Source organism: Flavobacterium sp. UBA7682 (assembly GCF_002482945.1).
Classification (GTDB): domain Bacteria; phylum Bacteroidota; class Bacteroidia; order Flavobacteriales; family Flavobacteriaceae; genus Flavobacterium.
Genome location: NZ_DLGY01000020.1, coordinates 108,579 through 129,511, shown reverse-complemented (window position 1 = coordinate 129,511; position 20,933 = coordinate 108,579). Strand labels below are relative to the sequence as shown.

The 20,933-nt window shown below is 37.0% G+C and carries 18 protein-coding genes, 1 tRNA gene and 2 rRNA genes; 14 read left to right on the top strand and 7 right to left on the bottom strand.

Annotation, left to right across the window (positions count from 1 at the left end; translation table 11 throughout):
- From B3C16_RS05540 to B3C16_RS05530, 3 genes are all read left to right on the top strand, one after another.
- A 23S ribosomal RNA gene (locus tag B3C16_RS05540) occupies positions 1-422 on the top strand; the annotation flags it as partial.
- Positions 423-557: 135 nt separating this feature from the next.
- Positions 558-667: ribosomal RNA gene (rrf, locus tag B3C16_RS05535) — 5S ribosomal RNA — on the top strand.
- A 582-nt stretch (positions 668-1,249) separates the two neighbouring features.
- On the top strand, positions 1,250-1,897 hold the full coding sequence (locus B3C16_RS05530) for a porin family protein (protein ID WP_291129661.1): 648 nt from the start codon (positions 1,250-1,252) through the stop codon (positions 1,895-1,897).
- A 136-nt stretch (positions 1,898-2,033) separates the two neighbouring features.
- On the opposite strand, the gene purL is transcribed toward B3C16_RS05530, so the two are convergent.
- Positions 2,034-5,753 carry a phosphoribosylformylglycinamidine synthase gene (gene purL / locus B3C16_RS05525; protein ID WP_291129658.1) on the bottom strand — a complete coding sequence of 1,240 codons (3,720 nt, stop codon included), beginning with the start codon at positions 5,751-5,753 and terminating at the stop codon, positions 2,034-2,036.
- Between the two features lie 41 nt (positions 5,754-5,794).
- Positions 5,795-7,300, bottom strand: coding sequence for a hypothetical protein (locus B3C16_RS05520; protein ID WP_291129655.1), 1,506 nt, complete (start codon positions 7,298-7,300; stop codon positions 5,795-5,797).
- Between the two features lie 202 nt (positions 7,301-7,502).
- On the opposite strand from B3C16_RS05520, the gene B3C16_RS05515 reads away from it, so the two are divergent.
- The 4 genes from B3C16_RS05515 (at position 7,503) to B3C16_RS05500 (ending at position 9,931) form a co-directional block, all read left to right on the top strand.
- The gene (locus B3C16_RS05515) at positions 7,503-7,925 is read left to right on the top strand and encodes a PaaI family thioesterase (protein WP_291129652.1); all 423 of its coding nucleotides are present in this window, start codon (positions 7,503-7,505) and stop codon (positions 7,923-7,925) included.
- Positions 7,922-8,989 carry a chorismate-binding protein gene (locus B3C16_RS05510; protein WP_349680451.1) on the top strand — a complete coding sequence of 356 codons (1,068 nt, stop codon included), beginning with the start codon at positions 7,922-7,924 and terminating at the stop codon, positions 8,987-8,989. Before B3C16_RS05515 ends, B3C16_RS05510 begins: the two co-directional genes overlap by 4 nt.
- Positions 8,990-9,076: 87 nt before the next feature.
- Positions 9,077-9,793 (top strand): bacillithiol biosynthesis deacetylase BshB1, encoded by a 717-nt coding sequence (gene bshB1 / locus B3C16_RS05505; protein ID WP_121314383.1) that lies wholly within the window; start codon positions 9,077-9,079, stop codon positions 9,791-9,793.
- Between the two features lie 62 nt (positions 9,794-9,855).
- Positions 9,856-9,931: transfer RNA gene (locus B3C16_RS05500), tRNA-His, on the top strand.
- Positions 9,932-10,000: 69 nt separating this feature from the next.
- Here the strand turns inward: B3C16_RS05500 and B3C16_RS05495 are convergent.
- From B3C16_RS05495 to B3C16_RS05475, 5 genes are all read right to left on the bottom strand, one after another.
- Complete coding sequence (locus B3C16_RS05495) at positions 10,001-10,840, bottom strand: GIN domain-containing protein (protein ID WP_121315089.1); 840 nt, start codon at positions 10,838-10,840, stop codon at positions 10,001-10,003.
- A 115-nt stretch (positions 10,841-10,955) separates the two neighbouring features.
- Positions 10,956-11,696, bottom strand: coding sequence for a head GIN domain-containing protein (locus B3C16_RS05490; protein ID WP_291129647.1), 741 nt, complete (start codon positions 11,694-11,696; stop codon positions 10,956-10,958).
- Positions 11,697-11,698: 2 nt separating this feature from the next.
- On the bottom strand, positions 11,699-13,453 hold the full coding sequence (locus B3C16_RS05485; protein ID WP_291129644.1) for a PspC domain-containing protein: 1,755 nt from the start codon (positions 13,451-13,453) through the stop codon (positions 11,699-11,701).
- A gap of 5 nt (positions 13,454-13,458) precedes the next feature.
- Positions 13,459-13,788 carry a PadR family transcriptional regulator gene (locus B3C16_RS05480; protein ID WP_121314380.1) on the bottom strand — a complete coding sequence of 110 codons (330 nt, stop codon included), beginning with the start codon at positions 13,786-13,788 and terminating at the stop codon, positions 13,459-13,461.
- Positions 13,789-13,945: 157 nt separating this feature from the next.
- Entirely contained in the window at positions 13,946-14,401 is a 456-nt protein-coding gene (locus tag B3C16_RS05475; RefSeq protein WP_291129641.1) for a DUF4870 domain-containing protein, read from the bottom strand.
- A 197-nt stretch (positions 14,402-14,598) separates the two neighbouring features.
- Here B3C16_RS05475 and B3C16_RS05470 point away from each other — a divergent pair, with 197 nt between their 5' ends.
- From B3C16_RS05470 to B3C16_RS05440, 7 genes are all read left to right on the top strand, one after another.
- Positions 14,599-15,051 carry a DUF4442 domain-containing protein gene (locus B3C16_RS05470; protein ID WP_121314378.1) on the top strand — a complete coding sequence of 151 codons (453 nt, stop codon included), beginning with the start codon at positions 14,599-14,601 and terminating at the stop codon, positions 15,049-15,051.
- A 76-nt stretch (positions 15,052-15,127) separates the two neighbouring features.
- Positions 15,128-16,036, top strand: coding sequence for a TIGR01777 family oxidoreductase (locus B3C16_RS05465; RefSeq protein WP_121315088.1), 909 nt, complete (start codon positions 15,128-15,130; stop codon positions 16,034-16,036).
- A 273-nt stretch (positions 16,037-16,309) separates the two neighbouring features.
- Entirely contained in the window at positions 16,310-16,879 is a 570-nt protein-coding gene (locus B3C16_RS05460) for a nucleotide exchange factor GrpE (protein WP_121314377.1), read from the top strand.
- 9 nt (positions 16,880-16,888) lie between these two features.
- Complete coding sequence (dnaJ, locus tag B3C16_RS05455) at positions 16,889-18,013, top strand: molecular chaperone DnaJ (RefSeq protein WP_121314376.1); 1,125 nt, start codon at positions 16,889-16,891, stop codon at positions 18,011-18,013.
- Positions 18,014-18,175: 162 nt separating this feature from the next.
- The gene (locus B3C16_RS05450) at positions 18,176-19,096 is read left to right on the top strand and encodes an ABC transporter ATP-binding protein (RefSeq protein ID WP_291129634.1); all 921 of its coding nucleotides are present in this window, start codon (positions 18,176-18,178) and stop codon (positions 19,094-19,096) included.
- 97 nt (positions 19,097-19,193) lie between these two features.
- Positions 19,194-20,492 (top strand): ABC transporter permease, encoded by a 1,299-nt coding sequence (locus B3C16_RS05445; protein ID WP_291129631.1) that lies wholly within the window; start codon positions 19,194-19,196, stop codon positions 20,490-20,492.
- Complete coding sequence (locus B3C16_RS05440) at positions 20,477-20,926, top strand: nuclear transport factor 2 family protein (protein WP_291129628.1); 450 nt, start codon at positions 20,477-20,479, stop codon at positions 20,924-20,926. Before B3C16_RS05445 ends, B3C16_RS05440 begins: the two co-directional genes overlap by 16 nt.
- Positions 20,927-20,933 lie beyond the last annotated feature (7 nt).

Below are 20,933 nucleotides of genomic sequence, written 5' to 3'. Positions count from 1 at the left end.
CCCCAAGAGCTCATATCGACGGGGGGGTTTGGCACCTCGATGTCGGCTCGTCACATCCTGGGGCTGGAGAAGGTCCCAAGGGTTGGGCTGTTCGCCCATTAAAGTGGCACGCGAGCTGGGTTCAGAACGTCGTGAGACAGTTCGGTCTCTATCTACTGTGGGCGCAAGAAATTTGAGTGGATCTGATTCTAGTACGAGAGGACCGAATTGGACTAACCTCTGGTGTATCTGTTGTTCCGCCAGGAGCACCGCAGAGTAGCTACGTTGGGAAGGGATAAGCGCTGAAAGCATATAAGCGCGAAACCCACCACAAGATGAGATTTCTTTTAAGGGTCGTGGGAGATGACCACGTTGATAGGCTATAGATGTAAAGGCAGTAATGTCATAGTCGAGTAGTACTAATAACCCGTAAGCTTATGTACGCATCCCGGTCTTCGGACCGGGAGAAACTTTCTCCCCGCATTCGCGAGGAAGACAAATAAATTTCTTTATCTCAGTATGTTAAGATATTATGTATTGTTGATTGATATAAAGTCAATCACCCATGCAAAACGACTTAAGGTGGTTATTGCGTCGGGGCTCACCTCTTCCCATTCCGAACAGAGAAGTTAAGCCCGATTGCGCAGATGGTACTGCAGTTATGTGGGAGAGTATGTCGCCGCCTTTTTTTAGAAACCCTATCCTAACGGATGGGGTTTTTTGTTTTATATTATTGGCGAACTGAAGTTCGCGTACCTACCTGCCGGCAGGTAGGCCTGAAGCCCACCGGGCTTCCTCCTCTTAATATACTTCGTCAGTTCGCTTGGCTCGGGTCAAATGTCGGGGGTCACGGCTGAGCATTCCGAACAGAGCAGTTAAGTTATTGGCGAACTAAAGTTCGCATACCTCACTGCCTCAGGCAGTGCTCCTCTTAATATCAAATGCAGATGGTACTGTCTCGTCTTTTGGGACGAGATGGGAGAGTATGTCGCCGCCTTTTTTTAGAAACCCTGTTCTAACGGATGGGGTTTTTTGTTTATACGGGTTTTGAAATCCGTCGTTATGCAAATGCATCGTTGGTCAAGAAGCGTGAGGGATGGGAGAGGTTACCGCGTAACCCGGACAGCCCGACCCAAAGGGGCACGCCATAATTATGTAAATGATAAGTATAGTTCTGTAAGAAGTGTTTGAAGTTTTATAGCGAAATTTACAGTGTTGTTAAGAGATTGATGACACCCAAATTTTACACTATAACTTTAAATTTTGAACTATGAAAAGAGTAATTATGGTAATCGCAATGATTACGCTATCAACAACTAGTGTTTTCGCGCAAGAAGGAGAAAAGACAGGAACTGATAACCGTTCACAAATATCTCTAGGGATAAAAGTAGGCGTTAATCTCTCCAATGTTTATGACTCAGAAGGAGAAGATTTTGTAGCCGATTCTAAATTAGGTTTTGCTATTGGTGGTTTTCTTTCACTTCCTCTCGGAAGGTATTTTGGGATTCAGCCAGAGGTTTTATTTTCGCAAAAGGGATTTAAATCTACCGGTACTTTTTTGGGAAGTACTTATGAAATGACCAGAACTTCAAACTTCTTAGATGTGCCGATTTATGTTAGTTTCAAACCTGTTGAAAATATATCGATTTTGTTCGGTCCGCAGTTTTCCTATTTAATGAAACAAACTGATAAATTTGAAGGCGGCACCATTTCGGCTACACAGGAAGATGAATTTAGTAATGATAATATTGAAAAGAATATATTCGGACTTGCAGGTGGTGTCGATTTTAATATTGATCAAATAGTTTTTGGTCTAAGAGCCGGTTGGGATTTGAAAAATAATAACGGTGACGGAACTTCGGATACGCCACGTTATAAAAATATGTGGTATCAGGCCACCATTGGCTATAGATTTTAGGAGATAGCTTTGTGAAAAATATAATTTTATATTTTGCCACGAATTACACAAATTAGCACGAATTAGTTTGTGGAAATTTGTGTAATTCGTGGCAAAAAAATTAAAGCTCCTGAATTTCAGGAGCTTTTTTTATGACTTATTGTTTTTCAATCCATTCTCTGGCATTGACAAAGGCTTCAATCCAAGGGGAAACTTCGTCTTTTTTATCGCTTGGGTAATGTGCCCAATTCCATGAGAAAGTTGAACGCTCAATGTGTGGCATCATCACTAAATGTCTTCCGGTTTTGTCGCACATCATTGCCGTGTTGTAATCGGAGCCATTTGGATTAGCTGGATAACCTTCGTAGGCATATTTGGCCACAATGTTATATTGACTTTCTTCATAAGGCAAATGGAACTTTCCTTCTCCATGCGAAACCCAAACACCTAAGGTAGTTCCGGCAAGTGTTTTTAGCATCACCGAATGGTTTTCTTGCACTTTTACTGATGTAAAGATGCTTTCGTGTTTGTGTGAATCATTGTGTTTCATTTTTCCGTGAGTCTCATGTTCCGGATTGATGACTTCTAATTCCATGAACAATTGACAACCGTTGCAAATGCCGACTGATAAAGTGTCTTCTCTTTTTAAGAAGTTTTTTAAAGCGGTATTGGCTTTTTCGTTGTATAAAAACGCTCCGGCCCAACCTTTAGCCGAACCTAAAACATCCGAATTCGAGAAACCACCCACGGCTCCAATAAACTGAATATCTTCTAAAGTTTCACGTCCCGAAATCAAATCGGTCATGTGAACGTCTTTGACATCGAATCCGGCCAAGTACATCGCATTGGCCATTTCACGCTCGGAATTACTTCCTTTTTCTCGGATGATTGCAGCTTTCGGACGTGGTTTTGTGTTGTCAATTAGTGGTTTTAATCCGGTGAAATGCGTTGGGAATTGATAGTTCAATGGTTGGTGAGCAAAATTCTCAAAACGCTCTAAAGCCTTTCCATTTCTACTTTGCTTTTGGTCGAGTAGGTATGATGTTTCGAACCAATCATCTCTTAAGGTTGGGATATCTAAATTCCAAATTCCAAATTCTAAAGTAGCTTTGGATACCACTTCTCCAATTTTAAAGAACTCGATTCCGGCTAAAGCTTTTTCGAATGTTGCATCGTCTTTCGCTTGAAGGACTAAACCAATATTTTCAGCAAATAAAATCTTTACTAAATCTTTTTCTTCGAATGAAGAGAAATCAATTTTAGCACCTAAATTGTTATCCGCAAAACACATTTCCAACATTGTCGTAATCAAACCACCGCTTCCGATGTCGTGTCCGGCAAGTATTTGTCGGTCTTTGATTAAGTCTTGAATAGTATTGAAGGCTTTTTTGAAGAAAGAAGCGTCTTTTATATTTGGCGTATCGTTTCCGATTTTATTCAAGACTTGAGCAAAAGAACTTCCACCCAACTTAAACTCGTCTTGCGACAAATTGATATAATAAATTGAACCGCCATTTCTTTGTAAAACAGGTTCAACGACTTTAGTAATATTGGAACAATTTCCGGCAGCCGAAATAATCACCGTTCCCGGTGCAATTACTTCGTCATTCGGGTATTTTTGTTTCATTGAAAGTGAATCTTTTCCGGTTGGAATGTTGATACCTAATTCGATGGCAAACTCAGAACAAGCCTGAACTGCTTCGTATAAACGGGCATCTTCACCCTCATTTTTACAAGCCCACATCCAGTTGGCTGACAAGGAAACGCTTTTTAAATTTTCTTTTAACGGAGCGAAAACAATATTTGATAAAGCTTCGGCAATCGCATTTCTACTTCCGGCTGAAGGATTAATTAAAGCCGAAATAGGAGCGTGTCCGATTGAAGTCGCAATACCTTCTTTTCCGTTAAAATCCAAAGCCATTACACCGACGTTATTCAATGGCAATTGTAATGGTCCGACGCATTGTTGTTTGGCCACTTTTCCGCCTACACAACGATCGACTTTATTGGTCAACCAATCTTTACAGGCCACAGCTTCGAGTTTCAAGACATCTCTAATATAATCTTGTATATAATCGCTGCTATATTCTAAATCGGTGTAATTTCTATCGATGGTTTTATCTGCCATAATGGTTTTAGGCGAACTGCCAAACATGTCTTCTAAAGCAAAATCCATTGGTTTGGCACCGGTTGTTTTGCTCTCAAAAGTGAAGCGTTGGTTATCGGTTACGTCACCAACTTGATACATCGGAGAACGTTCTCTGTCGGCAATGCGTTGTAATGTATCAATATCTTTTTGACCAATCACCAAGCCCATTCTTTCTTGAGATTCGTTGCCAATGATTTCTTTGGCAGATAATGTTGGGTCGCCAACAGGCAATTTATCTAAATCAATCAAACCACCGGTCTCTTCTACCAATTCGGAAAGACAATTCAAGTGTCCGCCCGCACCGTGATCGTGAATAGAAACGATAGGATTGTTATCACTTTCCACCAAACCGCGAATGGCATTGGCAGCACGTTTTTGCATTTCAGGGTTGGAACGTTGGATGGCATTTAATTCGATTCCCGAACCAAAAGCACCGGTATCAGCAGACGAAACTGCTGCGCCACCCATACCAATTCTATAATTTTCTCCACCAAGGATAACGATTTTATCTCCGGCACTCGGTTTCTTTTTGATGGATTGGTCTAATTTTCCGTAACCAATGCCTCCTGCTTGCATGATTACTTTGTCGTAACCGAGTTTTCTATTTGTATTTGGTTCATCCTCAAATTCGGATGGCTCTTGGTGTTCAAAGGTTAGAATCGAACCGGTAATCAAAGGTTGCCCGAATTTATTCCCAAAATCCGAAGCACCATTAGATGCTTTGATTAAGATATCCATTGGCGTTTGGTACAACCATTTTCTTTCGGTCATGCCATTTTCCCAAGTTCTGTTGTTTTGTAAACGAGAATAAGCGGTCATGTAAACGGCAGTTCCGGCTAGCGGTAATGAACCTTGACCACCGGCTAATCTATCTCGAATTTCTCCACCAGAACCTGTTGCGGCTCCATTGAAAGGTTCAACGGTTGTTGGGAAATTGTGCGTTTCAGCTTTTAAGGAAATCACCGAATCAAATTCTTTGGTTTCGTAGAAATCAGGTTTGTCGGCACTTTTTGGGGCGAATTGAGTTACTCTTGGTCCTTTGACAAAAGCCACGTTATCTTTATAAGCCGAAACTATATCGTTTGGATTTTCGGCGGATGTTTTTTTGATGAGTTTGAATAATGAAGTCTCTTTTTCCTCTCCGTCAATGACAAAAGTTCCGTTGAAGATTTTGTGGCGACAGTGTTCCGAGTTGGCTTGAGAAAAACCAAAAACTTCTGAATCGGTTAATTTACGACCAATTTTTTGGGCAACACCATTCAAATAATCAACTTCTTCAGCACTTAGCGCCAAACCTTCTTGTTGGTTATAAGCGGCAATATCGTCAATTTCTAAAATCGGTTCCGGTTGAATGTTGATGGTGAAAATATCTTGGGTCAGCTCACTGTATTTTTGTGAAAGCATTGGGTCGAAATCGGTAAAATCAGATGAAACTTTTTCGAATTCCTCTATTCTGAGGATACCTTCGATTCCCATGTTTTGCGTAATTTCAACAGCATTGGTACTCCAAGGGGTTACCATGGCGGCACGTGGACCAACAAAAAAATCCGTCAGGACGGATTTTTCTATTTTATGTGCGTTGTCAAAAAGCCAGTTTAATTTTGAGATAGTTTCTGCCGACATTTCGGCTGCGCTCAATGTGTTTTGCGTTTGTACGGCAAATACAGTTGAACTTTCGTTTCCGAAAAAATGAATCATTGTGTTTTTGTGTTGTTGTTGTAGGTGCAAATTTAGGGTAAAAAAACGAGACCTAAAATCAGTTTTTAAAATTAATCCTCAGGAAAAATTTCATGTTGATAAGCCCCTAAATCATAAAGTCCATTTGTTGTAATTCTGGGTATCCCTAAAATATCATTAGCAACGCCAACATTATCGCCAAATCCTCTGGCATCAGAATCATCTCCAATGTTTAATTGGTTGTTTTGAATATCTAAGAATTTTGGATTTCCGTTTCTTTTGATTTCAGGATTGTCAAATATCCAACTGTAAAGGGTATCTGTAGTAGTACCAAATTTTATCAAACATTTAGTAAACGAATAATTGAAATCTTCTGAAGTATCAGGATCTAATTTTAATTCGTAGGTATTACTACCATAAATGATGCAGTTTTTAAAATCGGCTTGGGTCAAATCAAAAGCCACATTATTACCATTTTCTTCTTCGTAATAATTATTCAATAAAACGGCTACTTGTCGAGAACTCGACCAGTTGTTGTTGAAGGTACAATGTTTGAAATCATAACTTCCACCCAATGTACAAGCCAAAGCAGCCACTCCACCATAATTAACTACTATATTTTCTCCTTGTATTTTAGCCGTTTTGGCATAAATACCAACCAATGATGAATTATAGATTTGTGTATTCTTAATCGTCATAAAGTTTCCGTCATTACTGTCAATATTCAGCCCGACGATGGAATTCTTGATGATTACATGATCAATTTCGTTATTGGTACTTCCGGCCGTCAGCCAAATCGTTTCCCATTGTCCGGGAACATCTGCAAATCCGGGTTCTAATCGGTCGCCTTCAAAAATGATTTTGTTTTCTAAAGTTCCGATAGCTTTAAATGATGCACCGTTACCAACAATGACGCCCGAACTATCATGAAAATGGATTCTTGCTCCGGGTTGAATATTAAGTGTTTTGCCACTTGGCACAGCGGCGTAACCGTAGACTACATAAGGCTTATCGTTGCCCCAAATATATTCATTACCGTTAACGGGATCGTTTTCATCAAGGAAGAAGCCATAAACCGGTTCGTCAATTCCGTCTATATTCAGCGTTTCAGTTGTGCCGTCGGAAAATCTTTTTGGATATAAAAAGTAAGCATCTTGAATCAATGTAACCAATTCTACTTTTTGGAAATTATCACCGCTGTCAAACTGAATTTGATCGGTATATAAAAAATCAGTTGGATTAGCTGAAGCTACATCGGTAGTGACTTCAATGAAAATATACAAACTGTCTTTGGCCAATAATTCTACATCGTGGAAGATGCGGTTGTTTTCGCCTACCATTCCGTCAACCGTCATACGGTATTTGGAAGCTTGACCTTTGCCTAATTGAATTGTTGGAATTTTAATGTCTTTGTCACTTTTATTATAGACTTTTAGAGTATAAGTGCTCGAACCGATATCGGTGAAAACCGTATCTAAATAAACGGTGTCTTTAGAAAAAGTCAAATTGCCTGTGCTGGCTTCAAATTGAAAGTCTTCTCGACAAGAACTCACGGAGATGGCTAAACCAACAATAAAAAGGATAATTATATTACGCATTGAGAATGAATTTTTACTTTGTACCGTTCGACCTCATGGTCTCGGTTGGTAAATGTAGGTATTAATTTGAAAATTTGAAAATTTGAAAATTCTCTTAAAGCATAACGTAAAAAAAATAGTTTTAGTATGACAGATTTTTAAAAGACGATTTTGATTTGTTTTCCTTGTGGGAAATAAGTAGTAATTTTACAAAAAAAAAGCGATGTCATTTGATAAAGAAAGAGTACTCCAATTATGCAACGAATGGTGTAACAACACTTTGATGCAAACCTTAGAAATAGAATATATTGATGCCGGAGAAGGTTTTTTAACCGCCAAAATGCCTGTTAATTCAAGAGTGCATCAGCCTATGGGATTATTACACGGTGGTGCAACGGTTGCTCTGGCAGAAAGTGTTGGAAGTGCGGCTTCGTTAATGTTCATCAATACAGATAAACAAGAAGTGCGCGGGATTGAAATTTCTGCCAATCATTTAAAAAGCAAACGCGAAGGCATAGTGTATTGTACAGCCAGAATTGTTCACCAAGGCAGAAGCATTCACCTTTGGGAAATAAAAATTACCGATGAGAACGACAAACTTATTTCACTTTGTAAATTGACCAACATGATTTTACCCAGAAGATGATGACCGATTTATTTATCAAAGTCAAAACGCATCAAGAGCAACAATTGCCTTTTGTGTTGTATGCGAAACCCAATTCGGATAAAATGATTGGTTTGTTCCAAAAAAATGACCATTTGTATTTCTTGGAAGATTTTGCGGCGAAGGGTTTTGTTTTTGCTCCTTTTGATGGCGATTTAATTCCGTATATTCCTCAAAAAGAATCGGATGTTTATGTAGAAAGGATTGTTGAAACGGATTATTTAGTAACCAATAATGCATTACCGGACATTGATGAAACAGCCAGAATAGTTTTTGAAAATTTGGTAAAAAGAGGCGTTGAAGCAATTAATAAAGCAGATTTTGAAAAAGTGGTTTTATCAAGAAAGGAAGAGGTGCTTTTGAGACAATTTGATTTAGAAGCCGTTTTCAAAAAGTTGATCGTTTTTTATCCGACGGCTTTTAAGTATTGCTTTTTTCATCCGAAAATTGGCATGTGGATGGGCGCAACGCCGGAGCAATTTCTAAAAATCAATCAAAGAGCATTGCAAACTGTTGCTTTGGCCGGAACGCAAATCGCAACAAAGACGGAAAATGTGAGTTGGACAGAAAAGGAAATCGAAGAACAACGTTTGGTTTCCGAATTCATTACTACCGGTTTGCAGGACAAAGTTAGTGAAATGACGGTTTCGAGTCCGTATTCAGTTAAAGCAGGAAATCTTTGGCATATAAAAACCGATATTACGGCAACGATAAAGTCTAAAAAAGCCAAAGCCGAAATCATTAAGATATTGCATCCAACATCGGCAGTTTGTGGTTTGCCGAAGGAACCTGCCAAAGCATTTATTATTAGGAATGAAAACTACGATAGAGAATATTATTCCGGATTTTTAGGCGAATTGAATATCGATTTCGCTACATTCCGAACAGAACAATCCGACTTGTTTGTCAATTTGCGTTGTATGAAAATTGTGAGTGATACAGCCCAACTTTTTATCGGTTGTGGCATCACCAAAGACAGTCTTCCAAAGGATGAGTTCATGGAAACGGTTAATAAATCGATGACGATGAGAAAGGTTTTAAACTAAAAAAGTTGTAAGTTGTAGGTTCTAAGTTGTAAGTTAAAAAGGAGCAACCTAGAACCTATAACTTATAAACCATAACAATAATAAAATATGAAATTAGATATACTGGCTTTCGGAGCACATCCGGATGATGTGGAATTGGGTTGCAGCGGCACGATTGCCAAAGAAGTTTCTTTAGGGAAAAAGATAGGCATCATCGATTTAACTCGTGGTGAACTTGGAACGCGTGGTTCGGTTGAAATCAGAAATAAGGAATCCAAATTGGCGGCCGAAATTTTAGGGATTTCTGTTCGTGAAAACTTGGACATGCGCGATGGGTTTTTTGTCAATGATGAAGCACACCAAATGGAAATCATCAAACGCATCAGAAAATACAAACCCGAAATAGTGATTTGTAACGCTATTGAAGACCGACACATTGATCATGGAAAAGGAAGCAAATTAGTTTCTGATGCTTGTTTTTTATCGGGATTAAGAAGAATTGAAACTACCCATGAAGGTGTTGAACAAGAAGCATGGCGACCAAAAGTAGTTTACCATTATATCCAATGGAAAAATATCGAACCCGATTTTGTCGTAGACATTTCGGCTTTTATTGATAAAAAGGAAGCGGCTATTTTGGCTTACAGCTCACAGTTTTATTCTGAAAATTCTAATGAACCGGTAACGCCGATTGCGACGAAAAACTTTCTAGAAAGCATTCATTATCGCTCTCAGGACTTTGGAAGATTGGTTGGCGTAGAATATGCCGAAGGTTTTACAGTCGAAAGGTATTTGGCAGTCAATAGCTTATCAGATTTGATTTAAAAAAAATAAAATTTCTTTGTAAAAGTTAACTTTTACACTATATTTGCACTCGAAATATAAATGGTGATTGTAGCTCAGTTGGTTAGAGCATCGGTTTGTGGTACCGAGGGTCGCCGGTTCGAACCCGGTCATTCACCCAGAAATAAAAAGTCCTGAGCAATCAGGACTTTTTTTGTTTATGTCATTTTCTGAAAAAAATTGACTTGTTTATTTTGTAGTGGGTTTTTTTCTGAGTTCGGCACTGTCTGCGAAACGTTTCATCTCAATTTTCAGCGGTTCGCCATACAATTGTATTTCGCTATTGCCTGAAGCATCTATAGTAGCATTATTGCTGACATTGATACTGCTTTTAGAATAACCGGCTGTTTCTAAAGAAGCGTTTTTGGCCGTTAGTTTTTTACCAATAAAATCGGTGTTGTTGTCTAAACGTAATTTTAATTCAATCACATCGCCTTCAACTTCTGCGGATGATTTTTGGTACAAATCGAATCTCATTTCGCTGGAAGAAATTAGCGCTTTCACGTAAGCACTTTTACTTAAATCAATCGCGGTTTTTACTGATTTTAAATTCAATTCTACTTTTGATTTATCGTTGGCCATTAAAGTAAAACTCTTGGTGTTGGCGTTCAGAAATAATTTAGAATAATCATAAGTTTTAAAAGTGACATTGTCTAAAACCACATCGGATAAAGCAGTTACATTGGTTTCGTCTTTGGTGATAATCATATTGAACTTATCGGTATAAGTTACGCGAACGCTCAATTTTTTATAGCTCGATATGTCTTTTGAAGTTGAAATTCTTAGGTTACTTCCGGCCAATTTGTATTCAACGAATTCGATCAAATTGTCATCAGCTTCGATTTCGAGCGCACATTCATTTCCTTTTACCAAAAAAATCTCGAGATTGTCTTCTACTTCTAAACTTACAAAATCACCAATTTGCTTTTGTTCCAATTTGACAATTTTTGAGCCTTTTACCTTTTCTTTTTTTTGGGCAAAAGAAACAGACGTGAGTAAAAGAAAACTAAAGAGTATAATTTTTTTCATAAAAGTTGGTAGTTTGGTTTTTACTTGGTACAATTCATCTCGTTTTCAAAACGAGACTCGATTGTCAAAAATAGAAAAAAAAACATCCCAATTTTCATTGAGATGTTTTATTAACTTAATCTTTGGAGACGCTTCCGCCGGAAGTTTCTTCTTTTCGAACTTCTTTGGGACTATTTAAGTAGGTTATTGAACTTCCGCTTGACGCTTTGGCATCCAATAATACGGCGGCATTAACGGTTGTTGAGCTTCCGCTTGAAGATTGTGAATTCACTTCATTGGCCAATAATCCATTAGCATCTATATGACTTCCGCTAGACGAAGCAGTAAATACTTTTAGCGCTTTTCCGGTTACTTTTTGTTCGCTTCCGCTTGAAGTTTCCAAGGTTACTTTGTCGGCTTCAACTTCGACTTCTAATGAACTACCACTGCTTGATTTAAGCGTAATGTCATCGCTGTTCAAAATGTTATTTGATGTAATAGTCGAACCACTAGTGCTTTCCAAACTTACGATCTTTGGCATGCGAACAATGATTTTTTTAGAAGTTACATTAATATAGTTGTCATATTCAGAACTGATGTCTAACGTACCGTTTTGTACTGTAGTGTGAATTCCGTTGATTAAATTATCGTCAGCTTCCACGGTTACTTCTAATTTATCTGAAAAGATGATTTCACATTCTAAACCTTGACTAACCGTTACTTTGTCAAAGTGGGCTACATTTCGTTTTTCGGTTATTACTTTTCCGCTTCCGCTGATGGATTTACCAAAATTAATATTGTGATCGCATGAGGTGATTGATAAGGCTACTAAGGTAGCCGTAATCACTTTTGAAAAGAAAATTACAAATTTTGTCATGATTATTCTGTTTTAATGATTACGCCGTCGCTTCCTACAGTCAGTTTTCTTTTTTTATCTGATTTCCCTGATTTGGTTTCGGTAACCACTTTTCCATTAATTTTTACCGTAACTGTTTCAGATGAATCATTCTCGTCTATGATGTTAATTTCTTCCGATTGAACGCCACCTTCTGAGTCGTTGTATTCGTTTTCGTCTTTTGGACAATCCAAACATTTTACTTGAGTTTCTTCTACTTTGTAAGTGTATTTTCCGGAACTATAGTGTAAATTGAAATATTCATTGTGTGATTCGTCAAAATGTTGCACCGTTTCATCGGCTACAAATACAGTTCCTTTTGGAAGATACAAATACAATTCCACACGTTGGTCTCTGTATTTACTGGCCATTTCGGTTACCAAATAGTTGTCTAGGAGTAATTGGTTCCCAACCATTTTGAAACCATAGTTGATTTTTTCTGCTCTAATATTGGCTTCTTTGAATGATTTACCATCGGCTAATTTTTCAATTTGAAGATAAGGTTGTGCTTTATCAGTGCTTTTGATTTCAAAACTGATTTGGTTGGAATAAATCACTTCATTTTTAGCAGAATCCTGTGTAAAAGTAAAATCTTCATGTTCGTAAATGTTTTTCGAGAAGAAATCATTGCTTACAAATTTGATTTGCAAAGTATCCGTTGGCTGAATGTTGATTACCTCTTTTTGAACCGCTTTACCTTCAAACGCTGATTCAGTAGATTGTTTGATTCCAATAACCACTAAAGCACCTACAGCAAAAATCCAAATGGCTAACAAACTGTATTTAGCAACTGCGCTTAAAGATTTCATATTGGTTACCAATAATTTTAATCCTAATAATAAGAAGAAGAACAATGGAATACCGATGGCTAAGAAAGCCAACACTCCAAAAATCCATAACGGAACATCTGTGTAGTTTACTGCGTCAACATAACGTTGCCAAGGCGCATCAATAAAAGAAGTAGTACCGAAAGTAAAAAGACCAATAAATAATCCGGCTAATGTCAAGGCAGAGAATACTAAAATGATAGCACCTAAAACTTTAGCAAATGCACCAAAGATTTTCATGATTACATCACCTAAACCACTGGCTACTCTTTCAGCACCCGACTTTACTTGGTTTCCCATTTCGTCGTAATTGGCATTTTTGAATTTGTTAGAAACACTTTCAAATTCTTCTCTCACTTTTTTTTCGATATTAGAGATCGTAACCGGTTCGCCGGTCATTTCTAATTTTTCAGAAGTGGTAATCGCTTTTGGTGTTGCGATCCAAAGAATAATGTAAGCGATGATACCAAAACTGGTGAACGCTAACAATAAGAAGATGATTTTAATCCAAACGGATTCAATCCCAAAATAGTGTCCTAAACCAGTACAAACACCACCAATTAAGCCTCTGTCTTTGTCTCTGTATAGTTTTTTACGAGGAGGAAAGTTGTAATAAGGCTCTGATTTGGTTTCTTTTGAATCCTCGTCATCCAATCGGTAGTCTTCCGGTTGTCCCATAACTACAATCACTTCGTCAACATCTTTATTATTGATTACGTGTTTGTCGGTTTTTTGTTTTTCAGTCAAAAGCTCAGCCACACGCATTTCAATGTCTTTCATGATTTCGTCCTTACCGGAAGAATTAGAAAGAGAACGTTTTATAGCATCAAAATATCTTGATAATTTTTGGTATGCATCTTCGTCTATATGGAAGAATAAACCACCTATATTAATATTTACTGTTTTGTTCATGATTGTTATTTTTGATTGGTTATGATGTTAACAGCGTCTGACAATTCCGTCCATGTGCCGTTCAATTCAGTTAAAAATGTTTTTCCTAATTCGGTCAAACCATAATATTTTCTTGGCGGTCCCGAGGTTGATTCTTCCCAACGATAGTTGAGCAATCCGTCGTTTTTAAGTCTTGTCAATAGCGGATAAACTGTTCCCTCTACTACAAGCAATTTGGCGTTTTTTAAAGTGTCTAATATTTCAGAGGTATACGCGTCTTTTTCTTTTAGGACAGACAAGATACAAAATTCTAAAACACCTTTACGCATCTGGGCTTTTGTGTTTTCAATGTTCATAATACATGATTTAATTTTTTGTGATTAACATTCGTTTTTTGATTTTCCCGCTGATTAACGGTTGATGATTGAAACTGGTGATTTTTGATTTTGATTAATTCTGATTGATGATGATTCTGATTGATGATGATTCTGATTGATGATGGTTCTTTATTGATTATTTAAAGAAGGGTATACTTAACGGATACTTATAGGCTTCATCATTTGAAGCTTTTACGGCGGCGTATATAATTAGAACAAATTCGATTACTTTTAAAAAACAAAATAGAAGTACCGCTACAATTCCTAAAATGGTTAATCCTGTGATGTTTCCGGCACTTAAGTTTTCAATAACAAAATGTCTGTCGAAATTGATGTCGTTTAAAGGAACATTTTTGAATATCGAATAAATCAAAATCGGAATGGCAATTAAACATAATACTATAGTGTACAAGAACATGCTTAACTGAAAATTCAAAACATTTTTACCGTTAGCATCGACAAATTCTGATTCGTTTTTCTTTGCACTCCAAATAACAATTGGAAATATATAATTTCCAAAAGGAATAAAATATTGTGTTAAAACACTCAAGTGCAAGAATGTAGCAATGCTTTTTTCGTTAGTAGTTGTCATTTTATTTGATTTTAAATTGATGATTAGAATTGATTTTTAATAATACTATAGATAGACCATTAATTTCTTATACAAAGATAAGGTTAAAAAAAGGTATTATGCAATGCAAAGTACTAAGATTTAACAAAATATTAACATTGAAAGAATCGTTGCAAACGATATCATTTTTTGTACTTTTATAGCAAAATCAAGCACTTATGGAATTTTCGCCTTCAAAATTGAATACCTTTTTATTTTTTAAATTACCATCAGCTTTTTGGTCAGGTGTCAGAGTTAAGTCCATTTCGAGTGAACAATGTGTGGTTACTGTTAAGCACCGTTGGTTTAATCAAAATCCGTTTAATTCGATGTATTTCGCCGTGCAAGCGATGGCGGCTGAGTTAACAACAGGCGCTTTGGTAATGATGCAGATTAAGAAATCCGGAAAGAAAATCTCCATGTTGGTCGCCAATAACAACGGAAACTTTACCAAAAAAGCTACCGGTCGAATTACTTTCACTTGCGCCGATGGTCATTTAATAGACCAAGCCATTCAAAGAACTATAGCCACCGGAGAAGGACAAACAATTTGGATGAAATCTATTGGCATAAACGAAAAAGGGGAACAAGTCTCTGAAATGAATTTTGAATGGAGCATCAAATCAAAGTAGTCAACAAACGTTAAACCCTTTACAATTAGGGTTTTTTTATGATGATTCGATTGTAACTTTGATAAAAATAACCAAAATGAGAATACTGATTACAGGCGCGACAGGTTTAATAGGAAGCGAATTGGTAAAATTGTTATTAGCAAAAGGTCATACGGTTCATTATTTGACCACTTCAAAAGATAAGATTGAATCGCAGTCTAATTATATAGGTTTCTATTGGAATCCACAAGAAGGAAAAATAGATGAGAACTGTATTTTTGAGGTTGATGCGATTATCCATTTGGCCGGAGCTAATATTGCTAAGCGTTGGACTAATGCGTACAAACAAGAAATTATTGAGAGTCGGACGCTTTCCGCCGAACTGCTTTTTAATTTGGTCAAAAAACATCCAAGTCACCAAATAAAACAAATCATTTCCGCTTCAGGAACCGCTATATATCCTGATGGAATTGATAAAGTGTATGACGAAGCTACCAAAGATTCAGAAGATAGTTTCCTGTCCAATGTGGTCAAAAAATGGGAAGCCAGTGTCAACGTTTTTCAGGTACTAGGTATCAAAGTCTGCAAGTTAAGAACAGGAATTGTCTTATCTAATAAAGGTGGTGCGCTGCCCGAAATGGTAAAGCCAATCAAATTAGGATTTGGTTCTGCTATGGGATCCGGGAAACAAATCCAATCTTGGATACATGTAAATGACTTGGTTGCCTTGTATAATTTTGCTTTAGAAAAACAATTAGAAGGAGTTTATAATGCTGTTACTTCAAATCCGATAAGCAATCAAGTATTGACTAAAACGATTGCCAAAACTTTAAAAAAATCACTTTGGTTACCCAATATACCGGAATTTGTAATGAAACTGATTTTAGGCGAAATGTCATACCTATTATTTTCAAGCAAAAACCTGAGCGCCAATAAGATTTTAGATTTAGGTTTTCAGTTCCAATTCCCCGATATAGACAAAGCGATTGATAATTTATACCCATAAAAAAAGTGCTGTTAATTGACAGCACTTTTTTTTACTATAAAGATTGTTGAATTAATAATTATTACAGCTTTAAGCTAACCTAGGATAGTGTTTTTCTTAATCGTGTTAACAAATTTAATTAAAACGAAAACGTAATAGTCTTAAAATTATATTAAATTTTGGTTAAAAAAATCTGAGAATTCAAATCAGAACAACAAAAAAGAATGACAATTTGACATTTTAAAAGAAATGGCAGTACTTTTGCATTCCGAGTGTTCGGAGTAAAACTCAAAAATGAAAATCAAGAATATTTTTAAAAATACGTCACAAATGAATACGGATAACACGGATAAAGAGCCAATTGAAAATGCAACTGAAAATGTAGTGAATGAAATTGAAACGGCTGAAGAACTTAGTGTTGAAGCACAATTAGAAGAAGAATTAGCCAAAGAAAAAGACAAGTTCTTACGTCTTTTTGCAGAATTCGAAAATTTTAAAAAAAGAACTACGAAAGAACGCATTGATTTATTCAAAACTGCCAATCAAGAAGTATTGCAAGCCATGTTGCCTGTTTTAGACGATTTTGACAGAGCGATGGTTCAAATTGCTAAAACCGAAGATGAAGTTTTGTTAAAAGGCGTAGAACTGATTCATGAAAAATTGAAAAATACTTTAGTTTCCAAAGGTTTGGAGCAAGTAGACATCAGACCTGGAGATAGTTTTAATGCTGATTTTGCCGAAGCAATTACTCAGATTCCTGCGCCAAGTGACGATTTGAAAGGTAAAATCGTAGACGTTGTTGAAAAAGGATATAAATTGGGCGACAAAATTATTCGTTTTCCAAAAGTGGTAATCGGTCAATAATAAAGAATCATGAGCAAAAAAGATTTTTACGAAATATTAGGCGTTTCTAAAAGCGCTTCAGCAGAAGAAATAAAGAAGGCCTACCGAAAAAAAGCTATCGAGTTTCACCCTGATAAAAATCCGGGAAATAAAGAAGCGGAAGAGAACTTTAAAACAGCGGCAGAAGCTTATGAAGTTTTAAGTGATGCTGATAAAAAAGCCAAATATGATCAATATGGTCACGCCGCTTTTGACGGTGCTGGTGGCTATGGTGGCGGACATCATATGAACATGGATGATATCTTCAGTCAGTTTGGCGATATTTTCGGAGGTGCTTTTGGTGGCGGAAGTTTTGGTGGTTTCGGCGGAAACGGTGGCGGACAACGCCGTGCTAAAGGAAGCAATCTTCGTATCAAAGTAAAAATGACTTTGGAAGAAATTGCTAATGGTGTAGAGAAAAAAGTAAAAGTAAAACGCAAGGTGCAAGCACCGGGCGTAAAATATAAAACTTGTTCAACCTGTAACGGTCAAGGACAAGTATTGCGTGTAACCAATACTATTTTGGGCAGAATGCAATCGGCTACCACTTGTCATGTTTGTGGTGGCGTTGGGCAAATGATTGACAGTAAGCCAAACAATGCTGATGCGCATGGAATGATATTGGAAGACGAAACCGTATCTATTAAAATTCCGGCTGGCGTTGTAGACGGCATGCAATTAAAAGTTTCAAGCAAAGGGAATGATGCTCCGGGGAATGGAATTCCGGGTGATTTAATCGTGGCTATAGAAGAATTAGAACACGATTTCTTAAAACGTGAAGGCGAAAACCTGCATTATGACTTATACATCAGCTTTCCCGAAGCTGCTTTAGGTGTTTCAAAAGAGATTGAAGCAGTAAATGGAAAGGTGAGAATTAAGCTTGAAGAAGGCATCCAATCGGGTAAAATTTTGCGTCTGAAAGGCAAAGGAATTCCGAGCCTAAACAGCTATGGTAGCGGTGATTTATTGGTGCATGTAAATGTTTGGACGCCAAAGAGTTTGAGTAAAGAACAGCGTCAGTTTTTCGAAAAATCATTAACCGATGACAACTTTATTCCGAAACCTGAAAAAAGCGACAAATCTTTTTTTGAAAAAGTAAAAGATATGTTTTCATAATTAAAAAAATAGTTTTACATTTGGTTATTACTTGGAAACAAGTAATTTCTTTTTCATAGCAATTTTTCCCATCCTTTTGTAAAAATTAGGGTGGGTTTTTTTTGTAACAAACATTTCTGTTTGACTACTTATTGGTTACTTTTACAAAAATAAAACATAAGTATGAGCAATATACTTGAAGTAAACAAAGTCGTAAAGCAATACGGTGATTACACCGCGCTCAACGAAGTTTCTTTAACCGTTCCAAAAGGCAGCATTTACGGACTTCTCGGTCCGAATGGCGCCGGAAAAACTTCCCTAATTCGCATCATCAACCAAATTACTATGCCCGATAGTGGCGAAATCATTCTCGATGGTGAAAAACTAAATCCGTCTCATGTACATTCTATCGGCTATATGCCCGAAGAACGTGGCTTGTATAAAACCATGCGAGTAGGCGAGCAATGTCTTTATTTGGCTCAATTAAAAGGTTTGACCAAAGCCGAAGCCAAAAGAGAATTAGACTATTGGTTTGATCGTTTGGAAATTCAAGGTTGGTGGAACAAGAAAGTACAGGAATTGTCCAAAGGAATGGCACAGAAAGTACAATTTGTAGTAACCGTTTTGCACAAACCAAAGTTGCTTATTCTCGACGAACCTTTTTCAGGTTTTGATCCGGTGAATGCTAACTTGATTAAAGACGAAATCATTGAGCTGAACAAACAAGGAACATCCGTTATTTTTTCTACACACAGAATGGAAAGCGTGGAAGAAATGTGTGATTATATAGCCTTAATTCACAAATCCAATAAGCTCATTGAAGGGAAATTGACCGATGTGAAAAAGCAATTCAGAACTAACAATTACGAAGTCGGAATTCTATCGGATAACATCGAAGGTTTGATGTATGACTTGTCACAAAAGTTCACTTTGGCACAAACCGATTTTAAATCGTTGAATGACGAATTGAAGTTGGAAATCAATTTAGGAAACGCAACACCAAATGAACTATTGAATACTTTAGTCCAACGCGGACAAGTAACCCATTTTGTGGAAAAAATTCCGAGTGTGAATGATATTTTTATTAAAACAGTAACAGAATAGATTGTTAGAAAGTTAGATTGTTAGATTTTTAGAAAAAAATCTGCAATCCAAAAATCTAAGTAGTCTAATAATCCAAAAATCTAAGCAGTCTAAAAAAATGAGTAAACTTAATCTAATTATCAAGAGAGAATTTGTCGCCAAAGTGCGTAACAAATCATTCATTGTTATGACTTTTTTAAGTCCGTTATTGTTTGTGGGAATTGCCGTTTTTGTGGGTTATTTAAGTACGATGAAAGCCGATAAAAAAACAATCGCCATACACGACGAAAGCGGTTTGTTTATCAACGAATTCAAAAGCGATGACGAGTACAAATATGTCGATTTGTCTTTGGTAGATACCAAAATTCTAAAAGACAGCATCCTAAGTGAGCACTACGAAGGTTTATTGGTTATCCCTAAAGCTACTGATAGCAAAACTCTCGAAAGTGGTATCCAATATATTTCCAATGATAGTCCGAGCGTTTCTTTTATTGAAGATGTAGAAGACGTCATCAGTCAAAAACTCACCAAAGAAAATTTTATCAAATCAGGTTTAGATACAGTAGCCATTGAGAAATCGGAAGCCAATGTTTCTATCAGCTTGTCAAAAGCTTCGGGCGAAACGGCTTTAAAAGGGTTAAACGAAATCAAAATTGCAATTGGCGGCGCATTTGGTTATTTAATCATGATGTTTATTATCATTTACGGTAATATGGTGATGCGAAGTGTTATCGAAGAAAAAGTATCTCGAATTATCGAGGTGATTATTTCCTCGGTAAAACCATTCCAATTGATGATGGGGAAAATCATCGGAACCTCGTTGGCCGGAATTTTACAATTTATGATTTGGGCTATCCTCGGATTGACCGCCATGTTTGTCATGTCCTCTATTTTCGGAATACAAATGGGCGCAACTTCGGGTGTTAATGCTCAGGCAATTGAAGCAGCTCAAAAAGGCGGTTCACTTGCCATGTATATGAAAGAACTTTGGAATTTACCTATTGCTACCATTCTAATTTCCTTTATATTTTATTTCATCGGCGGTTACTTTTTATACAGTTCGTTTTACGCTTCAATTGGAGCTGCTGTGGACAATGAAACCGATTCACAACAATTTTTATTGCCTATCATTATGCCTTTGGTTTTGGGCGTTTATATCGGTTTTTTTACTGTAATCAATGATCCGCATGGAACCGTTGCCACAGTTTTTTCAATGATTCCGTTAACCTCACCTATTGTGATGATGATGCGTATACCGTTTGGTGTTCCGCTTTGGCAAATAGCCGTTTCGTTGTTTTTATTGTTTGCTACTTTCTTACTTGTCGTTTGGTTTGCGGCCAAAATTTATCGCGTAGGGATTTTGATGTATGGCAAAAAACCAACTTGGAAAGAACTTTACAAATGGTCAAAGTACTAAAGATGAAAAATGCGTTTTTATTCCTATTCGTGCTTTTCAGTTTTTCGGGTCAAGCCCAAAAGGAAGCCGTGCAAAAAACCATCGAAACTTTTTTTGAAGGCTTTCATGCCAAGGATACTGTAAAAATCAAATCGACTTGTAGTGAAAAATTGATGCTACAATCGATTAAAGAAAATGCGAAAGGCAATAAACTGACGGATGAAAAGGTTAACGAGTTTTATAAATCCATAGCTACTATTCCGGCAGAAATAAAGTTTGAAGAACGAATTTTAAGTTACTCCATTCAAGTCGATGGTACGATGGCTCACGCTTGGACGCCTTATGAATTCTACATCAACGGTAAGTTGAGTCACCAAGGCGTGAATGCTTTTACCTTGTTTTTGGACGGAGCAATATGGAAGATTGTTCATCTGATTGATACAAGGCGAAAGTAAATAACTT